Annotated in this window: 17 protein-coding genes and 1 pseudogene; 8 read left to right on the top strand and 10 right to left on the bottom strand. The window is 40.7% G+C overall.

Annotation, left to right across the window (positions count from 1 at the left end; all coding sequences use genetic code 11):
- The first annotated feature begins 179 nt into the window (after positions 1–179).
- From purH to AC0L7Q_RS13805, 5 genes are all read left to right on the top strand, one after another.
- Complete coding sequence (gene purH / locus AC0L7Q_RS13785) at positions 180–1,766, top strand: bifunctional phosphoribosylaminoimidazolecarboxamide formyltransferase/IMP cyclohydrolase (protein ID WP_413400838.1); 1,587 nt, start codon at positions 180–182, stop codon at positions 1,764–1,766.
- Positions 1,767–1,875: 109 nt separating this feature from the next.
- A complete protein-coding gene (locus AC0L7Q_RS13790; RefSeq protein WP_290191742.1) occupies positions 1,876–2,694 on the top strand; it encodes a class I SAM-dependent methyltransferase in 819 nt (272 codons plus the stop codon).
- Between the two features lie 14 nt (positions 2,695–2,708).
- The gene (gene purD, locus AC0L7Q_RS13795; RefSeq protein WP_413400839.1) at positions 2,709–3,992 is read left to right on the top strand and encodes a phosphoribosylamine--glycine ligase; all 1,284 of its coding nucleotides are present in this window, start codon (positions 2,709–2,711) and stop codon (positions 3,990–3,992) included.
- A 93-nt stretch (positions 3,993–4,085) separates the two neighbouring features.
- Positions 4,086–6,626: an EAL domain-containing protein gene (locus AC0L7Q_RS13800; protein ID WP_413400840.1), complete on the top strand. Its 2,541-nt coding sequence runs from the start codon at positions 4,086–4,088 to the stop codon at positions 6,624–6,626.
- A 21-nt stretch (positions 6,627–6,647) separates the two neighbouring features.
- A complete protein-coding gene (locus tag AC0L7Q_RS13805) occupies positions 6,648–7,463 on the top strand; it encodes a DUF2797 domain-containing protein (protein WP_413400841.1) in 816 nt (271 codons plus the stop codon).
- Here AC0L7Q_RS13805 and AC0L7Q_RS13810 read toward each other — a convergent pair.
- A pseudogene (locus AC0L7Q_RS13810) lies at positions 7,436–9,963 on the bottom strand (EAL domain-containing protein). The gene AC0L7Q_RS13805 and the pseudogene AC0L7Q_RS13810 overlap by 28 nt on opposite strands.
- A gap of 76 nt (positions 9,964–10,039) precedes the next feature.
- Between AC0L7Q_RS13810 and AC0L7Q_RS13815 the strand changes: the two are divergent.
- Positions 10,040–10,339 carry a hypothetical protein gene (locus tag AC0L7Q_RS13815; protein WP_409423984.1) on the top strand — a complete coding sequence of 100 codons (300 nt, stop codon included), beginning with the start codon at positions 10,040–10,042 and terminating at the stop codon, positions 10,337–10,339.
- Here AC0L7Q_RS13815 and AC0L7Q_RS13820 read toward each other — a convergent pair.
- From AC0L7Q_RS13820 to AC0L7Q_RS13850, 7 genes are all read right to left on the bottom strand, one after another.
- Positions 10,319–11,242 (bottom strand): histone deacetylase family protein, encoded by a 924-nt coding sequence (locus tag AC0L7Q_RS13820; RefSeq protein ID WP_413400843.1) that lies wholly within the window; start codon positions 11,240–11,242, stop codon positions 10,319–10,321. The two genes, AC0L7Q_RS13815 and AC0L7Q_RS13820, sit on opposite strands and share 21 nt — an antisense overlap.
- A gap of 103 nt (positions 11,243–11,345) precedes the next feature.
- On the bottom strand, positions 11,346–12,887 hold the full coding sequence (locus AC0L7Q_RS13825; protein WP_418157314.1) for a serine hydrolase: 1,542 nt from the start codon (positions 12,885–12,887) through the stop codon (positions 11,346–11,348).
- 27 nt (positions 12,888–12,914) lie between these two features.
- Complete coding sequence (locus AC0L7Q_RS13830) at positions 12,915–13,409, bottom strand: gamma-glutamylcyclotransferase family protein (RefSeq protein ID WP_409423987.1); 495 nt, start codon at positions 13,407–13,409, stop codon at positions 12,915–12,917.
- Positions 13,410–13,470: 61 nt separating this feature from the next.
- Positions 13,471–14,097, bottom strand: a complete 627-nt coding sequence (locus tag AC0L7Q_RS13835; protein WP_409423988.1) for a LysE family translocator — start codon at positions 14,095–14,097, stop codon at positions 13,471–13,473.
- Between the two features lie 2 nt (positions 14,098–14,099).
- Positions 14,100–14,882 (bottom strand): hypothetical protein, encoded by a 783-nt coding sequence (locus AC0L7Q_RS13840; RefSeq protein WP_413400845.1) that lies wholly within the window; start codon positions 14,880–14,882, stop codon positions 14,100–14,102.
- Positions 14,883–14,885: 3 nt separating this feature from the next.
- Positions 14,886–15,356, bottom strand: a complete 471-nt coding sequence (locus AC0L7Q_RS13845) for a CreA family protein (protein WP_409423990.1) — start codon at positions 15,354–15,356, stop codon at positions 14,886–14,888.
- Between the two features lie 136 nt (positions 15,357–15,492).
- Positions 15,493–18,513 carry a TonB-dependent receptor domain-containing protein gene (locus tag AC0L7Q_RS13850; RefSeq protein ID WP_409423991.1) on the bottom strand — a complete coding sequence of 1,007 codons (3,021 nt, stop codon included), beginning with the start codon at positions 18,511–18,513 and terminating at the stop codon, positions 15,493–15,495.
- A gap of 327 nt (positions 18,514–18,840) precedes the next feature.
- Between AC0L7Q_RS13850 and AC0L7Q_RS13855 the strand changes: the two genes are divergently transcribed.
- Entirely contained in the window at positions 18,841–20,958 is a 2,118-nt protein-coding gene (locus AC0L7Q_RS13855) for a winged helix-turn-helix domain-containing protein (RefSeq protein WP_409423992.1), read from the top strand.
- A gap of 115 nt (positions 20,959–21,073) precedes the next feature.
- Positions 21,074–21,403 carry a 5-carboxymethyl-2-hydroxymuconate Delta-isomerase gene (locus tag AC0L7Q_RS13860; RefSeq protein ID WP_008114843.1) on the top strand — a complete coding sequence of 110 codons (330 nt, stop codon included), beginning with the start codon at positions 21,074–21,076 and terminating at the stop codon, positions 21,401–21,403.
- Between the two features lie 84 nt (positions 21,404–21,487).
- Here AC0L7Q_RS13860 and AC0L7Q_RS13865 read toward each other — a convergent pair whose 3' ends face one another.
- Positions 21,488–21,952: a methyl-accepting chemotaxis protein gene (locus AC0L7Q_RS13865; RefSeq protein ID WP_413400846.1), complete on the bottom strand. Its 465-nt coding sequence runs from the start codon at positions 21,950–21,952 to the stop codon at positions 21,488–21,490.
- Positions 21,882–23,375 (bottom strand): methyl-accepting chemotaxis protein, encoded by a 1,494-nt coding sequence (locus AC0L7Q_RS13870; RefSeq protein WP_413400847.1) that lies wholly within the window; start codon positions 23,373–23,375, stop codon positions 21,882–21,884. The genes AC0L7Q_RS13865 and AC0L7Q_RS13870 overlap by 71 nt, the downstream gene beginning before the upstream one ends.
- Between the last annotated feature and the right edge of the window lie 92 nt (positions 23,376–23,467).

Consider the following 23,467-nt stretch of genomic DNA (forward strand, 5'->3'; position numbering starts at 1 on the left):
AGTGTTTTATAAAACACTCTTAAAAAAGCACCTTAGGGTGCTTTTTTTATCTGTAAAATTTATTAACGAAATTGCAAAATGCTCACGCTTTATGGGTCGTTATAAGTCGTTTTTTGAGTCGTAATCAGTTAAAATACGCGCTTCTAAGCTAGCTCATTAACTGAGGAAATCAAACTACAATGGATACACATCGTCCTATACGTCGCGCACTTTTGAGTGTGTCAGACAAAACCGGTATTGTTGAATTTGCCCGTGCACTAGAAGCACAAGGTGTTGAAATACTTTCAACTGGCGGCACTTGTAAACTACTTGCTGATAATGCGATTAAAGTTACCGAAGTATCAGATCACACCGGACACCCTGAGATCATGGATGGTCGCGTAAAAACCCTACACCCAAAAATTCATGGCGGTATTCTTGCTCGTCGTGGCCAAGATGAAGGCGTAATGGCAGATAACAACATTGCTGCTATCGACATCGTTGTAGTTAACTTATACCCCTTTGCGAATACTGTCGCTCAAGAAAACTGCAGCCTTGAAGATGCTATTGAAAACATCGATATTGGCGGCCCAACCATGGTGCGTGCAGCAGCTAAAAATCACAAAGATGTGACGATTGTTGTTAACGCAAGCGACTACGACCGTATTATCAGCGAAATGCAAAATAATAACGGCTCAACCACCTACAAAACCCGCTTTGATTTAGCTATTGCCGCCTATGAGCACACAGCGCAATACGACGGTATGATTGCTAACTACTTCGGTAAAATGGTGCCTGATTACACAGAAGAAGCCGCTGAAGATACTAAGTTCCCACGTACTATTAATATGCAATTCACTAAAAAACAAGATATGCGTTACGGTGAAAATTCGCATCAAGATGCCGCGTTTTATGTTGAAAGCGACATCACTGAAGCGTCTGTGGCGACAGCGACTCAGCTACAAGGTAAAGCATTATCGTTTAACAATATTGCCGATACCGATGCCGCACTTGAGTGTGTTAAAGAATTTGATGTACCTGCGTGTGTTATTGTAAAACATGCTAATCCATGTGGTGTTTCAATTGGCGACAATATCTTAGAAGCGTACGATCGCGCTTTTAAAACAGATCCAACGTCAGCGTTTGGCGGCATCATTGCTTTTAACCAAGAGCTTGATGCAAAAACTGCACAAGCGATTGTTGAACGTCAATTTGTTGAAGTTATTATCGCACCAAGCGTAAGTGCAGAAGCGGCTCAAATAGTCTCGGCTAAGCAAAATGTTCGCTTATTAGAGTGTGGTGAGTTTTCAGCTAAAGGCACAGGCCATGATATTAAACGCGTTAATGGCGGCGTTCTAATTCAAGACCGTGATTTAGGTATGGTAACGCAAGACGACTTAACGGTTGTCTCTAAGCGCCAGCCTTCTGAGCAAGAACTTAAAGACTTACTGTTCTGTTGGAAAGTGGCTAAATTTGTTAAATCAAACGCCATTGTTTATGCCCGCGACGGTATGACTATTGGTGTTGGCGCAGGCCAAATGAGCCGTGTTTACTCAGCTAAAATTGCCGGTATTAAAGCCGCTGATGAAAACCTTGAAGTTAAAGGCTCAGTCATGGCATCAGATGCATTTTTCCCATTCCGTGATGGCATTGATGCTGCAGCCGCAGCAGGTATTACCGCGGTTATTCAACCGGGTGGTTCAATGCGCGATGAAGAAGTAATTGCCGCAGCTGATGAAGCTGGTATGGCAATGGTGTTTACGGGTATGCGCCATTTCCGCCATTAATCGCTTAAAGAGCTAACTACTTCAGTTAGCTCTTTTTGTTTGCATCAAATTCACGTATTCTGCTTATTCTATAACCATGACTAACAATTATAATGTGAAGGATTAGACGATGAAATTTGCACTAAAATCTCTACTGGTTGCCACGCTGTCATTAAGTTCAACAATGGCATTAGCACACAACCATGGCCACGACTCAGCATTAACAAATGCAGTTAAAGCAAGCGAGCGCAGTAGTGAACGCGACCAATACCGCAATCCTGTAGAAACCCTCGAGTTTTTTGGCTTTAAACCAACAATGACTGTGGTAGAAATTGCGCCTGGCGGTGGTTGGTATAGTGAAATTTTAGCGCCAGCACTAAAAGAGCAAGGCACCTATTATGCCGCGCATTTTCCTGCTGATTCATCGGTAGGTTACTACCAACGTTCTCTTGCTGGTTTTAAAGCTAAAATCGCTGAAGATGCCCGCTTTAGTGACGTTAAACTTACTGAGTTTGCTCCTTCTACTCATTTAGATATTGCTCCTGCAAGTAGCGCCGATATGGTACTTACTTTTCGTAATGTCCATAACTGGTACATGAGTAAAGATAAAAAAGCTGCAAGCAATGCGTTTAAGTCATTTTATACAGCACTTAAACCTGGCGGCACTTTAGGCGTAGTTGAACATCGCCTACCCGAAGAGCAAGCCGATGAAATGCAAAAGTCATCAGGTTATATGAAGCAGAGTGTGGTTATTGCACTTGCTGAACAAGCAGGTTTTGAACTTGAAGCAAAAAGCGATATTAATGCAAACCCTCTTGATACAGCCGATCACCCTAAAGGGGTATGGACCCTTCCACCGAGCCTTAGACTTGGCGAGCAAGATGCCGCTAAATATAAAGCCATAGGTGAAAGCGACCGTATGACGCTGAAATTTAAAAAACCGCTTTAAATAGGAAATTCGCCATGAATGTATTAGTCATTGGCAGCGGCGGCCGCGAACACGCACTTGCGTTTAAGGCCGCTCAAAATACAAAAGTAAACACTGTTTATGTTGCTCCAGGTAATGCGGGCACAGCCCTTGAGCCAAAACTTGAGAACGTTGCAATTAACGTTGAAGATCTTGATGGACTACTTAGCTTTGCACAGCAAAATAATGTTGAGCTAACCATTGTTGGTCCAGAAGTGCCGCTAGTATTAGGTGTTGTTGATAAGTTTCGTGAACACGGCTTAGCTATTTTTGGCCCAACAGCAGGTGCAGCCCAGCTTGAAGGGTCTAAATCGTTCACTAAAGACTTTTTAGCACGTCATGCTATCCCAACCGCTGATTACCAAACGTTTGAACAAATCGACCCTGCGCTTGCCTATTTAAAAGAGAAAGGCGCACCGATTGTTATAAAAGCCGATGGTTTAGCGGCAGGTAAAGGCGTGATTGTAGCCATGAACGAGCACGAGGCTGAAGAGGCTATTCGCGATATGCTTGCGGGTAATGCCTTTGGTGAAGCTGGCAGCCGTGTTGTGATTGAAGAGTTTTTAGAAGGTGAAGAAGCGTCATTTATTGTGATGGTTGATGGTAAAAACGTATTGCCGTTTGCAACCAGCCAAGATCATAAACGTGCTTACAATGGCGATGCGGGTCCAAATACTGGCGGTATGGGGGCTTATTCTCCGGCACCGGTAGTGACTAATGAAATTCATCAACGCATTATGAATGAAGTGATTTACCCTACGGTAGAAGGTATGGCTAGCGAAGGCCATCCGTACACTGGCTTTTTGTATGCAGGCTTGATGATAGATGACACCGGCACACCAAAAGTAATTGAATATAACTGTCGTTTTGGCGACCCTGAAACACAACCTATGATGCTACGTTTGCAATCAGACTTAGTTGAACTGATTGAAGCTGCTAATCGTGTAGAACTTGATAAAACCACTATTGAGTTCGACTCACGCGCTGCTGTAGGTATTGTTTTAGCTGCCAAAGGTTATCCAGATAGCTACCCGAAAGGTGATGCGATTAGTGGCCTGAAAGTAGCTTACCCTGAAGGCGAAAAAGTTTTTCATGCAGGAACTAAGCAAGACGGTAACAATATTGTGACTGCCGGTGGCCGTGTACTATGTGCAACGGCACTGGGTAATACAGTTACACAAGCACAGCAGCGCGCTTACAAACTGGTTGATGAAATCAACTGGAACGGCATGGAATACCGTACAGATATAGCCTATCGTGCAATTGCTCGTGAACAATAATTATTGAGTTTTACTCATTAAACTTTATAAGCGCAGATTATCTGCGCTTTTTACTGCTACACTATAAAAAAATAATCAGGGCACAGGTTAATATTGGAATTTAAAACCTTGCGCTATCATGCGATAGCGGTCGTAATACTAATTTTTATCTTTTTTATTATCAGCACATTGGCAACAAACTTTGTGATGCCATCTCGCTATACCATAGATAAAATAACTCCTGTTTACCTCGATCATGCATATTACATAGACAAGAGTAAAACACAAAACTTCGCAGAAGTAATGAGTAATAAAGCGCAGTTTACAGCGCAAGAATTTAACGATATTCCTTGGAGTTTTCAACAGAAAAATTATTGGTTACGCCTTGATTTAGAAAACAAAAGCAGCAAAGAAGAAGATGTGGTGGCGCACTTTGATAACCCTATGGTGGATCACCTCACTATATATCGGCTCAATAGTAATAACCAGCTACTCGACACTTATAAACTTGGTGATAAAGAGCCGCACCTTACTTTATTTAAGTACAGCGTGCCCCATATTCGTTTTAAGCTTGATGGCCAATCTAAACAACAATTAGTCATAAAAATAGATACCGTGGGGATTAGTAAAACCCCAATTCATTTGTATCGCCATACTGTATTTGTTGACTTAGTGCGCTCTCAAACAGGCATTTGGGGAATTTTTGCTGGCGTACTATTAATGGCTTCGCTGTACAACTTATTGCTCTATTTTGGCATTAAAGACCGTGTTTACTTAGTTTATATTGGCTACATTATTAGCGCTATTGCATTAATGGGAACTGTGCTGGGATTTGGCTTTTATTTATGGCCGCTTGAATGGCAATTATTTATTCACGAAAAAGTCATTGTGGTCAACTACACCATGGCGTTTTTTACCCTCGCATTTTGTACACTGTTTTTGCGTTATCACAAAGACGGCTGTTGGCGTTATAAATTAAGCATCGGTTTATTAAGGCTGATGCTAGTTCTCGGTATATTGAGCTTTTTCATTCCCGAAAACATAGCTGCGCCGATATTTTTTGTAATTTTAGGATCACTCTATATTGTCTGCTCCATTTTAATTTATAACAAATTAAGAAGTGGTTTTCGTTGGGCTAAGTTTTATGTGTTTTCATGGGTGCCACTGATCATTGGCGCAGCCGTTCAACCTTTAGAGCTCACAGGTGTTATTTCCTATAGCTTTTCAATACGCCATGCATTTTTAATTGCCATTTTGTGTGAAATTGTCCTAATGGCAATGGCACTTGCTGATCGGATTCGTTACCAGCGTGAGCAAGCGCTATATCATGCAACACATACCCAGCAAACTAAGCTACTCAATAGCGCCAAACTAAAATATGCCTTTATGGCACTCAAGGCACAGCGGCGCTCTACCACTTTATGTTTGGTGAAAATACGTCATTTTAACTCTCTAAATACCATTATTACGCCCTCGCAAGGGTATGAGCTAATTAAACATGTTGCTCACGAACTTGAATGCCAATTAAGCTTTGAACGAGAGTTTTTTCATCTCAACAGTGGTATTAATCAGCCAGCTAAAATTGCTGATTTAGGCAGTGGCGTATTTGCCTGTATTTCCACTAAAAACCAGAGTCAGTATACGCTCGAAGAATTACTCAAACAGATCTTAAATAAGTTACCAAAAACATATCAAATTAAAGGTCTAGACTTACAACTTAATTACAGTGTTGGCATTAGTGGTTACGGTAAACGTGATGATTTTGAGTTTTGGTTAAAACGAGGCTATTTAGCATTACACGACGCTAAACATAACCTAAGCAAAGTAAGCTCATCACTTGCATATGACAACCTTACCATGGACGTTGCCCTTGCAGCCAAGCTACAACAAGCGATAAGAGAGGATCAGCTGGCACTGTATTATCAACCACAGGTAAGCTTAGAGGAGTGCAGTATAAACGGCGCTGAAGCCTTACTACGTTGGCCCGATGCTGACTTTAAAAGCATTTCGATAGAAAAGCTAATTATACTCGCCGAACACACTGGTATTATTAATGAATTAACAATTTGGGTTATTGAACAAGCCTGTAAAGACATTGCAAAGCTGGCATCCGATGGCATAAGCAATCATAGTATTAGTATTAATTTAAGTGCAAAAAATCTAGCCATTACTAATTTGACTGAAAAAGTAGAGAATATTTTAATTAAATATCAAGTTGCCCCTCACTTATTAAAGTTTGAACTGACTGAGTCTGCTTTTGTCGAAAACCAAGATGCATTAGTCACCTTAGTTGAGGAACTTGCCACCTTGGGCGTTAAAGTGGTACTCGATGACTTTGGTACGGGTTATTCATCGCTTAGCTACTTAGTTAACTATCACTTTAGCGAACTTAAAGTAGATAAGTCGTTCGTGTTTGATTTAACTGATAACCGTGCGCATCAGGTTATTGTACAAACAGCCATAGATATGGCACATAATCTGGGCCTAACTATCACGATTGAGGGCGTAGAGACTCAAGAGGTTCATCAACTACTTACAACGATGAACGCCGACCGTACTCAAGGCTACTTGTATGCCAAAGCACTCTCTTATGATAATTATTTAGACTTCTTAAAAAGCCAATACAGCCTAAAAATGTTAAACTCCCCTTTTTAACATCTTTGGGGCCAAGAAAAGATGCAAGGTACACTGCGTAAATTAAAGTCGAGCTTAACAGAGCCAGTTCAATATCATCTACCTGTAGGTGAGCAGCTGGTTGATTTAAATGCCTTAATTGGCAAACAGCTAACCCTTACTTTTAGTGGCACAATTTTGTGCTCTAACTGTGGTAAAAAAACCAAAAAGAGCTACTCTCAAGGGCATTGCTTTGTGTGTATGCGCAAACTTGCCAGTTGCGATATGTGTATCATGAAACCTGAAACCTGCCATTACGACCAAGGCACCTGCCGCGAGCCAGAGTGGGGCGAAGAAAATTGCATGATCCCGCATTTTGTTTACCTAGCAAATACCTCTGGATTAAAAGTAGGCATTACTCGCCATACACAAATACCTACCCGTTGGATTGACCAAGGGGCAACCCAAGCTTTACCTATTTTTAAAGTGCAGACTCGTTTACAATCGGGCTTTGTTGAAGTAGCGCTGGCACAGTTTATTGCTGATAAAACCAATTGGCGCAATATGCTTAAAGGGCAAAACGACGCGCTTGATTTAAAAGCAGCGGCCGCTGAACTTATTCCACAAATAAGCGAAAAGCTCACAGAGCTGAGTGAGTTGTTTGGCGCAACCGCCATTGAACAGCTTGATGAAGATGTAGTAAGCCTTGATTTTCCAGTCAGTGAATACCCAAGCAAAATTAGCTCATTTAACTTTGATAAAAACCCTGTTGTTAGCGGTATTTTACAAGGTATAAAAGGTCAGTACTTAATTTTTGATAGCGGTGTGATTAATATTCGAAAATTCACCTCTTATGAAGTGAGTGTAGACTCAGAATAACCATTTGCTGCTTGGTTATAAAATGCTATCCATTGCTGTCGTGTTAATGGATAGCAATAATAGTAACCCTGAATAATATTGCAGCCTATTGTTGCTAAGTGTGCCTCTTGCGAGGCATGCTCAACTCCTTCAGCAACCACATCTAATCCTAAACTTGTCGCCATAGCTATAATGGCCGCTACAATTTGGCTATTGCCGTATTCATCAGGAATTTTCGCAATAAAACTGGCATCAATTTTTAATGAGTTAAAGGGCAATTTGGTTAAATAGCTTAACGCCGAATACCCCGTGCCAAAGTCATCAAGCGCAATATGCACACCTAGCGTTTTAAGCTGTTGTAATTGTTCTTTTGCCTGTGAAAAAGAGCCTATAAAGCTACTTTCGGTCAGCTCTATTTCAAGTAAATTACCTGGTAATTGATAGTGAGTTAGCATGGCTTTAATATTATCAGCCAACTTACCTTGACTTAGGTGGCAAGCAGATACATTAATCGCTAAACGTCCGAGATTCATTCCTTTTGCTTGCCAAAGAGTTAACTCTTTACCGGCTTGGTTAATAACCCATAAATCGAGACGTACAACTAAACCTAACTCTTCAGCGAGTGGAATAAACTGCGCTGGTGAAATAGTGCCTAAATCAGGGTCATGCCAACGCAGTAATGCTTCAGCCCCCATAATCGCCCCTGTTTTTAAACATTTTTTAGGCTGAAAATAAAGCTCAAACTCATCATGTTCGAGTGCATGTTGAAAGCGGCTCATCATCGCTAAGCGCTCAAGGGAGCGGGCATTCATTGAGGGTTGAAACAACTGAAACGAATTACGCCCCACATCTTTTGAGCGATACATGGCAATATCAGCATGCTTTAATAATGTTTCACTGTCCAAGCCATCATCTGGATAAACGGCTGCACCTATAGAGGCGGTAACACCCACTTCAAATCCTTCCAATTTAAAGGGGGTATTTAAGTGATTTAAAATCCCTTCTGCGAGTCTGATAACAGCTGCTACGTTTTCAACCTCACACAATACGATAAACTCATCCCCCCTAATCGTGCCAATGTATCTCCCTCATTGAGGGTGTTAATAATACGCTCAGAGACTAATTTTAATAAGGTATCACCGGCGTTATGGCCTAAGCTGTCGTTTACCTCTTTAAAACGGTCAAGATCAATAAACATTACCGCTAACATTTGTTTATCTCTGTGAGCAGCGGCCAGTGCCATAGAGAGTCTATCGTTAAATAAGCGCCTGTTAGGTAAGCCTGTTAGCTCATCAAAATATGCTAGCTGCACCACTTTTTCTTCTGCGCTTTTTCGCTCTGTTATGTCACTAAAAATAGCGGCATAAATCACATCACTATGACTTGGCTCTTTTATTTCTATAATACTGAGCCACTCAATATAAATATCGCCAGATTTTTTACGATTATGAATTTCCCCCTGCCATACCCCAGTTTTGGTCAGTGAGTCCCACATTTTTATGTAAAAGTTTTTATCATGACGCCCTGAGCTCAACATATTAGGCCGCTTACCTATCACCTCATATTCTTTGTAACCGGTTAAATGAGTAAATGCAGGGTTTACTTGCATAATCACTCCATTCGAGTCGGTGATCATGATGCCATCTAGGGAGGAGTCGATAATTTTATTGGCTAAGAATAAATTACGCTGTGAGTGCTGCAGTGCAATATCACGCTGTTGAAGTACCTTTTCAAGCTCGCAGCAATACGCAGTTTCAATTTCATTAATTAAGTTTTCAAGCGATAATACACCGTTTATTTGATTATTTTCGCTTACTACTAAATGCCGAATATTACTCTCCGACATCAACCTGTAAGCATCAAAAAGGCTGTCTTGAGGGCTTATTTTATAAAGAGGACGGCTCGCTAAATCCCAACAAACAAGATGGTTGTGCTGCTCGGTGATCAGTTTGAGTAAATCTCGCTGGGTAATAATGCCATGGGCATTTTCATCTTCATTAAGGACTAAAACAACTTTCTCGGCGTGTTCACGCATTAAGTTAACTGCATCATTGATAGCTAATGAACTCGGTACTACCCTAATATTTTTGTTATATTGCTCGTTTATCGGTCTAAATTGCAGGTAATGCTCTAACCCTTGATTACTAACAATATCAGTAATACTGATCACCCCGCTCGGGTTATCATTGGCATCAGTCACCAGTAAATGCCTGACGCCATGCTTATTAAACACCATCGCGGTATCGGTTAATAATTGTTGGCTGGATACACTTAATACAGGGCTCGACATCACTTTCTCAATCATTACCTGTCTAAGAGTCTGATCAGAAAAGTTAAGCGTTAAACAATCAGTTTCAGTCCACACTCCCACTATTTGTTGCTGATGTTTAACAAAAATAGCGCTAACATTGTGCGCACGCATTAATTTTACCGCTTCAATTAAAGGGGTATTCTCAGTACAGGCGATCACTTTATTGGTAAAAACATCGCATACTTTTTGATAGCGGCTAGTGTGGGGCATTGCTTCTACTTCCAAAATTAAACCAATGCACGATTATAAATTATTCAGTAAATAACAATTTGATTTAGGACAATATATGAGCATCAGTTACCCATTAATTATTATTTATAATAATGAGATTGAGCTATTAGAGCATGCAGATGAGTTACATGATTTTATTTATACTATGGACGTGAATGAGCAGAAAAACGTAGTTATTTTAGATAAAGTAGGTGGCTATCAAGGTTTAAATGGCGATGCGCATAATGCACTCAGTGCAATACAATTAGCGCAATTGGTAAAGGAATACTTAGCAAAAGAAGGACAATGTTGCCTCAGTAAAATAGAGCAGCTTACTCCTGATCAGACATTTATGTTACTCGCCGAAATCAACTAAGGCCTTAACGTGTGCAATCGCACTGCGCCCTAAAGCTGATAGCGAATATCCTCCCTCTAGGTAAGAGATAATTCCTAAGCAATCATGTTGTTGGCTAAATTGCGCTAATTGCTCAGTAAGCCATATATAATCACTTTCAACAAACTTAAGACTGGCCATATCATCTTCAAGGTGCGCGTCAAATCCTGCGCTTATAAAAAGTAGCTCAGGCTTAAATTCTGTTAATCTTGGTAGCCATTGTTGCTCATAAAGTACCTTTAAATCAGTACCATCACTAGCAATAGGCAAAGGTGAATTTATCAACGTGGCGTTATTTTTAATGGCAGTATTTGGATAAAATGGATATTGAAATAACGAGCACAGCAACACATTTTCATCATCCATAAAAATATCTTGCGTACCATTGCCATGGTGCACATCAAAATCGATAATGGCAATGCGTTTTACCCCTTTGCTTTGTGCATATTTAACCGCAATCGCAAGGTTGTTAAACACACAAAAACCAGAAGAGCTGTCGCGATTAGCGTGATGCCCTGGCGGGCGTACTGAGCAAAACGCGGCATCCAATTTACCCTCTAAAATCTCATCAACAGCGAGTAATCCTGCCCCTACTGCACGTTCAATTGCTTTCAATGAATCGGGGCATAACCAGGTATCGCCGTCCAAATCGCTGAGCCCTTCGGTTGGGATCATACTTTCTACATGCTTAATGTGTTGTTCACTATGCGCTAATAAATAGTGCTGACGCGAAGCCTTAGGCGCTTGTTTTTGCTCAATGGCGACATCCAGTCCACTTGCAAGTAAACGGTCGTTAATCGCATCCAAACGCTCAGGGCACTCTGGATGATCGTCAATCATTTTATGTTTTCGACAGTGGGGGTGAGAAATAATCGCAGTGCGCATAGTTAACTCCAAAAATAAGTTGCTTAACGAGTATAACAAAGCCACCTTAGGGTGGCTTTGCGACTTTGGTTGATACTAAACGACTATATAAGCAAGGTTCTGGTTATTTAGCTTTTAAGTCAAGATTTCTAAAATCAAAGCTAAAATCGGTCACCTGCGTTGAAACTGCCTTCATTTTCGCTGATTCTACACGGTTATCTGCACTCATAGAAAAACGAATAAAGGCATCTGCCTCTAATAGCTTTTCATCCCATTTAACAATAAAGGTATTACCTGTGTAATGCTCCAACTCACCTTTGAGGCGCTTTGTATGGGTAAAATCAATGCGTAATTTACCATCTAACTCTTCAATTATTACATCGCCATACCAATCATCATGCAACGTACCGGTGTAATTAATGGTTGGCAATGCCGGCTGGATATCTGCTGGCACTGAAGGAGCCGCGTTAGCATAGGCTTTTTCTTTACCTGCAAAGTGCTTTTTAGCTAAATCTTCAACCCAGTCTTTATCTTCAAGCTCTAGTACATCTTCAAATACTTCATGAGTCACCGCCGATAATGCAGAAAACGCTTGTTGGTTGCTTAATATCACAATTCCCACATTTTTCTCTGGCAAAAGAGTAACCTGCGAGACCATACCTAAAATACCACCACCATGTGCCAGCTTCTTAACGCCGTGGTAATCTTCTATACTCCAGCCCAACCCATAACCTCTAAATTGCTGATAGTACGCTTCATAAGCACTTTTGGATGCTAGTGAGGTAATATGTGGGTGCCACATTTGTGCTTGCTGCTTTTCACTAAATAGCTGCTCGCCATTAGGCATTTTGCCACCAGCAAGTTGAGTACGTAGCCATTGGCTCATATCATTTACGCTTGATGCAATGGCTCCTGCGCCTCTGAAGTCTTCAAGGTAATTAACAAAAAAGGGATGCAATTTACCGTCCATTGGGATGTGCCCAATTGCCCAGTTTTTGTTATTTTTAGCGATACGCGAAAAGCCAGCCCGTGAGTTGCTCATATTGAGCGGCTGTAAAATATTTTTTTCAATGTAGTCGTTCCAGCTCATCCCCGATATACGGGCAACAACTTCACCAGCGGTAACAAACATTAGATTGTTGTAAGCATATTGGCTACGAAAACTGCTAGCAGGTTTTAAATATTTCAGCCCCGATAAAATATCGGCTACCGATTTATCAGTACTTGGCCAAATCATTAAATCACCTTGACCAAGCCCTAAACCACTGCGATGACTTAGCAAATCGCGAATTCGCATTTCACGGGTAACGTATGGGTCATGCAATCTAAATTCGGGTAGGTGATCAATTACGCGATCATCCCAGCTTAATTTGCCTTCATCTACCAGCTTAGCCAGTGCTGCACTGGTAAATGCCTTGGTATTTGAAGCAATGCCAAATAAAGTGTCTTTATTCACCTTGCTATTAGTATTGAGGTTGGCAACACCAAAGCCTTTAGCGAATACAACTTTGTCATTTTCAACAATAGCAACGGCCATTCCGGGTACATCAAACCGTGTCATTGAAGCGTTGATCACCTCTGAAATTTTATCGGTATCAACCGCTGCAGAGCTCGTGAACGCCCAGCCAACCAATAATGCGGCTGTGGCTAATTTTGTTAGTTTCATTGTGTTACCTTAGGTTATTATTTTTGTTTAATCTTGATAAACCGCAAATTCTATTTCGGCGCGCGCTTTATTCGTATCTTGCTTACTCGGGTAAGCTAAAATACGTTGACTGTAGTGTTCGGGTACGCCAGCCTCAAGTGCGCCTCGGTATACATGCTGCACGTACCAATCATAAGGTAGCAGTGTGTCGTCATGTGTGTTTGCTATATAGCAGTGCACATTAATATCATCGTCATCTAAAAGGCTCACGGTTAAATCAACACAGTCGTAATTAGGGCCTTCAATTTTATCTAAGATCTCTTTTTCGGCCTCATTAAGCTGATACACCACCCCATATACCACGGCATCGGGTTCATTAGTGGGCACAATAGTGCATTTACCTGAACCATCAGCAAAGGCCATATTAAAGGTTAACTTATAACCTTTTAAAAGCGCCGTACCCACACGTTTTGCATTAGGTAAACGTGCCAATAAACGATTAGATGACATATTGGAGCCAAACGAAAAATTATATAACGCCATACTATTCCTTAGGGTCTATTGACCTTTCAAGATCAAATTTGCAAAGGTCAACAGACCTCTGTTAAATAACAACTCGCACAGCCAGTGCGATTAAAATAATGCCAATGCCGCGATCGAACCAATAACCACTTTGTTGAAAAAAGTTACGCACCCGTGCTTTTGATAGCAATAGCGACAAAATAGAAAACCAAGCCCAAGTAGCAAGCGCCATATAAACACCATACCCCACTTGCACTATTACCGGTGTAGTAGGACTAATCACTAAGGTAAACAGCGACATAAAAAATAGCGTAGCCTTAGGGTTTAATGCATTGGTAAAAAAACCACGGCGAAACGCACGCCATGATGACTCAACTGCAAGGCTGGGTTTTATCTGCTCATTATTGGCGGTATTTGAAGGTTTAGCAGCGCGAAGCGCCTGCACACCTAAATACGCTAAATAAGCACCGGCTATATATTTAAGTGCCATAAACAACGAAGGCGATTGAGTTAAAACCAGCGCGACTCCCAACACACAATAAGCTATGTGTAATAAAATAGCTGCGCCTACACCTGCACTGGTCCATAGCGCATTATACCTTCCGTACTGTACACTTTGTTTAAGGACTACCGCAAAGTCGGGCCCAGGGCTGGCCACTGCAAAAAAATGAGCGATGGCAATTAATAAAAACTCATCAATATAAACCATGGCTAACAGGCTTGCTCTGGCGAAAAAGCTAACAATAATGGATTAGCCGACTGATTAACCAACGCTTTTATTTCTTTTTGCGCTTTTTTAAATTGGCCTCTTAAATGCGGTTTTAAATGTTTTTTAGAGTGTTTATCTTGCTTAAAGTAGCTTACTAAAGCATGCATAAATACAGTATGGGTTTCACTGAGCCTGGCTTCGCGATTGGCATATGGGTTGTAACATGAGCCACAACCACCCTTAAACTGGTACACAGTATTGCTCATCATCACCCCAAAACCTAAAAAGCACGCTAAAGCATCCGTTGCTTGAGGTAAGTACGCTTTACCACCTGGGGGCAATACGCCTACATGATGAATTAAAATGGTAGCAAGAGTACCTGCAAAGCTAGCTACTAAATCTTGTGGCTGATTAATTTGGTTTGGGTTAAACGACACATTAATTGTATGGCTTGGTGGCACCATTAAATGGCAGTGCTCACCACGTAGATGCTCACTAAATTCAAAATGTGGAAACACCTGAGGTTGTAATTGTTGCGGTGCAACAAGTGTCATAGGCCATTCACTCATACCAGCATAGTGTTTAACACGCGCAAACACTTTACTGGCCATTTCTTCAATGCTTGAAACCGAATCAGGAAAAAACTCGACCGTTGGCAAAATAATTTGGCTGTGCTTAGTAAAAAAATTCAGGTCAAAGTTTTCTGCAGCCCAAATAAAGGTATCAACTAGCCACTGTTGTTCTTGTTCTGCCAATAAGGGCTTTGATTTAAATAGGGTTAACATAAACTACTCTTGCCCCTTCGCCCATTGCCATGCTTGTGTATTGTATAAAGGCACCGTAGAAAGCGCGTGATGATGACTGCCCGTAGATTCTTTAGTTGAGTACGATAAATACAATAACGTATGTGTTTTAGCATCATAAATGCGACGAACTTTTAACGACTTAAACAAAATACTCTTAGATGATTTAAATACAACTTCGCCCGACTTACTACGGTCAATAGACTGTAATTGGTCTGCGGTAATTGGCCCCGTTTGACGACAAGCAATCGACATATCTGAGGGATCTGAAAAGTCTAAATTAGCCTCAATGTGACTAATATGACAAGTAACCCCAGTCACAAGCGGATCTTGCTGAGAATTAACTACCACATCCTTAGTGGTAAATAACCCTAGACTCACTGAAGCAACATCATCAGAACACCCCGTAAGCCCTGCTAAACATGCAATTAAACCACCCATTTTGAGATATTTCATAGCAAGTCCTTCGTTCATAATAAAATTAAGTTATGCCTTATACTAAACGCTTTCACTGCGATAAAACAAATTTTATAAGCAATAAAAAAGGCACGCCCGAAGGAGTGCCTTTGCAAACAAATACAGCTAAAAATTATTAAAATCTATATTGTGCACCTAGATAAACATAACGACCAGCACCGCCGCCGTAACGGCTATAGAAGTTCCCTCGGCCACTTGGATAAAATGCCCCTTTGTCGTCAAATACATTATTAATCCCACCAAATACACGTAAGTCACTCTTATCTGTCAGTGCCATAGTGTAAGACGCTGATAAACTATGCTTTAAAAATGAGCCATAGTTTTGATATGCCAGTGGCTCAGGGTTAGCAATACAACCGGCATCGCCCGTAGCACAGCGTTCATCATTTGCAGCAACATATTCAAGGTAATCTTTCTCATCTTCTTGGCTTGCTTTAAAAGCACCTACGTAATTTGTACGCCAGCGGATACGTAAGTCATCCATTTTCCATACAATCGACATAGCGGCTTTATCTTTTGAACGGCCATAACCTGCATACTGAGAAGTCACACTAGAACCATCTAACCCTTCATAGGTTTGCGAGTTTTCAATAATATGATTGTAATCAAGCTTAAATGACAGGTTACCATAGCTGCCTATGTCATATTTGTAAGTTGCAACTACATCGTAACCGCGCGCTGTTAACTCATCTAAGTTATATTCACGCTGTAGTATTTTTACGATGTTACCTTCGTCGTTACGGGTAATATCGTTACAATATTCGTTATCACTACCCCACGCAGCCTCTGAGTCATAACATTCACGCATGATGTTTTCGTTACTTATTTCATCAATTGCATCAACAATGGCAATGTCGTAATAATCAACCGCTAAGTTAAAGCCATCTAAAAACTCAGGAGAAACAGTAATACCAAAGGTATAGGTATCGGCTGTTTCTTCTTTTAAGTTTGGATTACCCGTATTTGGTGAATAGTTATTGTCTTCACTTTCAAATTTAAAGTCAGGATCATCAGCCAGCTTTTGTGCCAAGGTTGGCTCTAAACGGCAGTTATCGTGCCCTGGGTTTGTTGATGTTGCAGTTAAGCCATCACAAATATCATCAAATGAATCAAAATCGCCACGAGGGGGTGACAATAGCTCTGTAATAGTTGGGGCACGCTGTGCACGCGCATAGTTAGCACGTAGCATGTACCCGTCAATTGGCTGCCACAATAATCCTAACTTATAACTGGCTACGGTGCTGATATTATCAATACTGTAATTTGCTAAACGCAACGATGTTTCTGCCGATAAGCTTTTAGCAAATGGCACATCTTTAAGTAGTGGCACTGCAAGCTCTGCAAACGCCTCATATACTTCTACTTCACCATAAAAAGAAGGCACAACGTTAAACGTAATACCGCCCGCTTTCATATCATCGCTGGTATCTAAGCTTTGCGAGTCTTTACGATACTCTGCACCAAATACTGCAGACACATTACCTGCTGGCAATTCATATAAGTCACCGGTGATATAACCCATTACCGTGTACTGTTGAATCTCAGTATCAATAATTGGATTTGTACGGATCCAGTCAGCCATTTCAGGGGTAATAGACCCTTCACCAAATAAATTAAGCGGGACACATCCTTGCGCTCGCGCTTCGGCGTCTTTACATTGAATAGTGCCATCGGCTAGCTTTTCAGCTTGCAGGGCTTGGTTAACACGTACTGTGTTTAACTCGTTACTGCGGATTTGATGCTGTTTAAATTGACCATATCCGGCAGAAATATCCCAATCCCATGTATCATCAAACATCATACCTTGCAGGCCAGTCCAGGTACGAATAGTCGTACGGTCGTTGTCAGTGCTGATATTACCTACTTCACCAAAACGACGATCCCAATAAATACGGTCTTTGTATGGGTTACTGTCAATAATTTCTTGTGGCACATATGGGTTATCAATAGGAATATAACCTGGCGCAATATCATCGATAGGATCCCCTGTCACTGGGTCGTAGCGAGGTACATAAGCCCCTTCGTATTCATCTTCTGGTGACTTATCGTTGAACGAGCCACTCTTACTGTATTGAATTTGGAAATAACTCATGATGTCGTCTGTTACATCATAATCTACTTTTATTGCGGTCGAAAAGTTATCACTAGGTACATCAAGCATAACGTATTGTTGTGAGTTGATACCGTATATCTCTTCATTGCCTTTCCAGTCATCACGTAGTGTCTGACCGTCGTACCAAAACTGAGTGTCGTTTCGGCTGCTTTCTAAAAATACACCGCCTAAAGTGCCATCGCTTTTGCTTGCCCAATCAGCTTGTGTAATACCGCTCATACACTGATAACCATCAGCAGTGTACATTTGATTACACATCAGCTCATCATCGTAACTATGCGCCGCTTCTATTTGCGCTCGGTCGCGATCGTAAAAGGTCATACCAAAATCACGATCCCAGTTTGAGCTAACAAATACATAACCACGATCATCAGCAAATGACGTTCCGTAGTTTAAATCAAGCGTAAACTCGCGACCGCCACCATCTGTTGTTTCACCGCCTCGGGCTTGAAATTCAAAACCTTCTTTTTTTGACTGGGTAATAATATTAACTACACCAGCAACCGCATCGGCACCATAAGTGGCCGACGCACCACCACTAATAATTTCAACACGTTCTACCATGCCACTAGGAATAGTATTTAAACTGACATAATTACCACCGTAACTATTAGAGACAACACGGCGGCCATCAATCAATGTCAGCGTTCTATTAGCGCCTAAATCACGAAGCTGGACTGTTGATAAACCAGTACCCGAAATGCTTGATTGGCTGGTTGTGTTACCAATACTTTGACTCAGTGCAGGCATATTATCGATTAATACATCTGAAAGATTGCCTAAGCCTGTATCCTGAATTGATGCTCTGTCCATGGTAACCAGCGGAGTCGTAACCGAAAAACTATCACGCTTTAAACGCGAGCCTGTTACTGTTATTTTCTCTGGTACTTCTTGTACCACTTCTTCGCTTGCCTTTGCAGAAGATTGACGATCAATTGCCTCGTCATTTGCTATTGCATACCCAGATAAGCTTGCTGTTATAGCCAGTGCTAACGCACATTTTTTGGTTGATATTTTACTCACAGACTTCCCTCATTTTTTATTAGCCCATTAGTAAAAATCGCTTTTTTATTAACTTTCTAGTTATTAAATCGGTTTTGTACTAATTGGTTTGTTTTACTAATAACAGGTTGTAAGTAATCGTGAATAAAAGCACAATGAGAGGTGTCTCGTTTATATCCCTATTTTACATCTATTTAATATCTATTTATTTATAATCATGAACTTATACTTATTGTGTTAGAATGATGTAAAATTGAACGTTAACTAATTATCGTGCTAATTTGCATTAAACAACACAATAAATATTGCTAATAACTCATACTAGGAAGAGGTTTAAATACACATACTATGAATACTCAGCAGCCTTTTTCAATTGGAAATTGCCAAATATCGGCGTTTGAAAATAAGCTGTTTTGTGCTGATAAAGCCTGTATTTTACAACCTAAATTTATAGAACTGCTGACCTACTTAGTAGCATGCTACCCAAATGCAGTGAGTCGCGAACAACTAATTGAAAATGTATGGGATGGTAATCAATATGTGGGTGAAAAAGCACTCACTAATGCCATATGGCACCTTCGTAAAAGCTTTAAAGAGCTTGACCCCGACAACACCTACATAGAAACACTGCGTAAAACAGGTTATCGCTTAGTGCAAAAACCAATAATGCCAAACGCGCAGAACAGTATTGATGCATCCTCTACTCGCCCTAAATATATTTTCGCTGTAGCCATGGCTATCGTGGTCTTGTTATTCGTTGGTGCCTGGGGTTACAACGCTTTTAGCGATGAAAATAAGCCGCTTGCGCTATCGCAACAAGCAGAGCGCTTATACGATCATGTTGAAACCATTACTACCAGCCCAGGACGAGAGCTATTCCCCGCTATATCCAGCGACAGTCATTTTTTAGCATATTCTTGGCGCCGCCCTGGTCATAAAGCAAATTTATACTTACGTGATTTACATTTACCCGAACAAGCTGCAATAGCTCTTACCGACACCCCATTCATTGAAGGGCGAGCGGTATTTAGCCCCGACTTAACCTTTGTTTATTATTATCGCCGCATATCTGGTCAAGGCTGTGAGGTTATTCAGCAAAATATTGCCTCGGGAAATACCATTATTTTAGGGAAGTGTGGTAACAAAGCGAGTACCGATATAGACATAAATGCCCCGGGCACTAAACTGGTTTATATTAGTGAAGATCAAACAAATACTCTGACTCAACTTAACCTTGTTGATTTAACCTCATCGCCATACACAGTTACTCAAATACCTTGTATTTCAGCATGCCAATATAGCGATGAGTCGGTTGTGTTCTCCCCAGATGCAACTCAACTTGTAGTATCTCGTAACTTACCAACGGGGTTTGAAGAATTATTTTTAATCGATATAAAAACAGGCAATGCAAATCAGTTAACTACTGGGTTTATTGATATGAGAGGCGTTGATTGGCACCCCTCTAAGGCACAACTCGTTTTTTCTGGTGTAAAAAAAGGTAAACGCCAAGGGTACTTTTACAACCTTAAAACACAACAAATGATCAATGCCCGCATAGATGGCTTAAGCTACCCAGAATTTGCCAGTGATGGCAGTTTGTATTTTCATCAGTGGAATATAGACTCGGCTTTAATGCGTTTAGAGGTTAATAATGCGGTTGCAAGCTCTCCTTTCCCAGTGCTATCAAGCCACTTTAGTACCCGCTTTCCTGATTATAACAAAGCCAGAAACAAACTCGCGTTTGTCTCTAATGAGTCGGGCTCAATGGAGTTGTGGACCGCAAATAAAGACGGTACCTCTCGAAAGCAGCTCACTAATCTCAATGCCAATATTTACCATCCAGTATGGTCGCCAGATGGTGATTATATTGCTTTTATTGCCTCGCACCCTAGTGGTCATGCGTTATACCTGTATGACTTTAATAAACAAACCAGTCGATTATTACCTACGGGCTTTAGCGATCATGGTAAACCGAGCTGGGCTGCAGATAGTAAAACCGTATTAGTTTCTGATGATCAGCACGTGTATCGCTTAGACTTAAGCACTAATAAGCTTATACAAGCTGTAGAGTCTCCCACGCTATACGCTTATGAAAACAAGCAAGGCGCTTTAATTTTTGCCAACCAAGCAACCAATCAACTATGGATAAAAGACCCTAAAAGCCAAACTGAGCAACTACTGGTTAGCGATATTAATTTATCAAATCATAATTCGTGGTATTTTTTTGAAGGCGATACCTTAGCGACATCACGTATTTACTATTTTAATGTAAAACAAGGTGATTACCGATTAAGTTATTACGACCTCTCAACCAAAAGCCATCATGACGTTATACGCCTTCCCGAACGCGCATTTAGCCGTACTTCTGGCTTAACTTATATTACGAGTGCTAACTGGCTGGTGTACTCTTCGTATAAGTCACCACAAATTGACATAAAACGTATCAACCAAAAACATTTGCCCTAAAAGCAATAGCCTGAACTATGCTAAGCCAAATTTTTAAAAATTAAGCTCCATAGGGTTAGCGCGTACAAACCCGTTTGGTATAATTAAACAAACCAATCTTAAGAGGATACGCTAAATGCCACACATTATTATTGAACACTCAGAAGATCTGCCTTTATTACCTCAGGTTCTAGTGGAAAAAATCCACACAACAACATTTGAAAGTGGCTTATTTGATTTAGAAACAATAAAAACTCGTGCTATTGCGTATCAACATTACCAATTAGGTGTGGGTAAAGAGGGGTTTATTCATATTGCAGTACATATTATGGCTGGGCGCTCTATTGAGCAAAAACAAAAACTAAGTGAGCAGTTACTAGCGTGCCTACAAACATATTGTAGAGCTTCTGATAGCTTAAGCGTTAATATTTACGAAATGAATCACGAGATTTATCGTAAGAATTAACCGCCATTAAAACATCATAGTTATAGGCAAGTGCTCTATAACTATGATGGTATCCTCGCTCTGCTAATTTTTATAAAACCGCGGTTAAAGCGTAAACTTACCTAGTAAATCCCTTAAAATATTCGACTCTTTATTTAAGCCACTACAAAGCTGCTCTGACTTTTTCATATTTTCTTTGGTTTGCTCTGCCGAGTCGGAAATCATCACAATATTTTGGCTAATTTCTGAGGTTGCTAACGTTTGCTCTCGCGTCGCGGTAGCCACTGAGTTATTTAACTCGCTTAACAGTACAATTTCCTGTGAAATACCATTTAATGTATGGCCTGTTTCTTTTAATCGCTCGGCATTTTCTAAGGTGTTTTTGCTGCCCAATTCAATCGCAGTTACCGTGCTTGAAGCTTTAGCATTTAACGAAGCAATCATCTCATTAATTTGCTCTGTAGACTCCGCAGTACGCTGTGCAAGCGTTCTCACTTCATCAGCAACTACTGCAAAGCCACGCCCTTGCTCGCCAGCTCTCGCCAGCTCTCGCCGCTTCAATTGCCGCATTTAACGCCAATAAGTTAGTTTGCTCAGAAATCCCTTTAATAACATCCAATACATGAGAAATTGATTTAATCTCTGTCGAGAGCTCTAACACTGAGGCCACAGAATTGGCCATCGATGCTTCCAGCTGCTCCATTTGTTTAATTGTACTTTGCACAAAATCAACGCCTTTATGCGTAGTCTCTTCGGTTTTAGTAGCAATATCAGCCGCATTGCTGGCACTGCCAGAAATATCTTGAACCGTAACTTCCATCTCATTAACCGCTGCCGCCACAGTTTGTGTACTCGATGACTGTACCTCAGCTAAATTAGCCGCTCCTTGTACTTGCTCAAGTACATCTTGGGAAATACCTTTAACATGAATTGCCGACTCAGAAACCTGTTTAAACATATAATGTAACTGCTCTAAAAACAGGTTAAATTTAATCGCTAAATCAGAAATTTCATTATTATCGTCATTAGGAAGTCGCGCCGTTAAATCGCCATCTTTTTCTGTTAACGCATTCACTGCTGAAGTAATGTTTTCGATTGGCCTAAATATTTGCCCTACCAACACGCGTGCTAACGCTAAACCTACAAGCGCAATAATTACACCAAAAATGATATTAGTACTAATAGCGCTATTAATTGGGCCATATAATTGCTCTTGGGGAATTTCAGCGACTAAGTGCCAGCCTAATGAGTTTACTGGCGTACTTGAAACAACATAGTCATCACCATCAATTACTTTACTTTGAATTGCCCCATTTTTAATCGGCGCCAAGTCAACTGATTGCCCTATTTTAGTTTTATCACCATGCAACATAATCTCGCCACTACCAGAGGCCAAATAAACTATACCGCCCTCACCTATTCTATATTCGCTTATGAGATCCACCATAGAATCGAGCGAACGGCCTATTCCGGCAATTCCTTGACGTTGCCCATCAAGCTCTATGGCATAATTAATAAATACCATTACCTCAGAGCTGCCTTTATCTATGTCTAGCGCGACTTCAAATGGCCTATCCGATGCTAAAAAAGCATCAAACCAAGAATCACTACTGTCTATCTGTCTGGAAATACCCTCATCGGTGTAATAGTTGCGGGAGTTTTTAGAAATAATAAATGCGTTACTGGCTTGGTTTTTATTTTTTATATGTTTGAGGTAATCAATAAATTTACCGCGGCTTTGCGCATCTTCATTATTATTCATCCATTGTTCTACAAATAAGTTTTGCGCTATTTCCTTGCCTACAATAATGGGTGTAGAAAGCTCCAATTCAATTTGGCTTTTCACTTCACTAAGCGCAGTAGGTAAATCTACTTTAGCTAGCTTTTCTTCTGTATTTGAGCGAATACTATTGGAAAATATTAGAGTAGATATTGCTAAAGGAGCAACAACAGCCAGAATAAGACTGAGGTATACTTTTCGTTTCAATAACATAGAGCACCTAAGAAGTAACTAAGCGAAATTTTATATACTGCACACAATTAACAGTAGCGATATTAAAGGTTATTAAGTAAAGATTTTTATAA

The sequence above is a fragment of the Pseudoalteromonas sp. KJ63-1 genome (genome assembly GCF_055808145.1).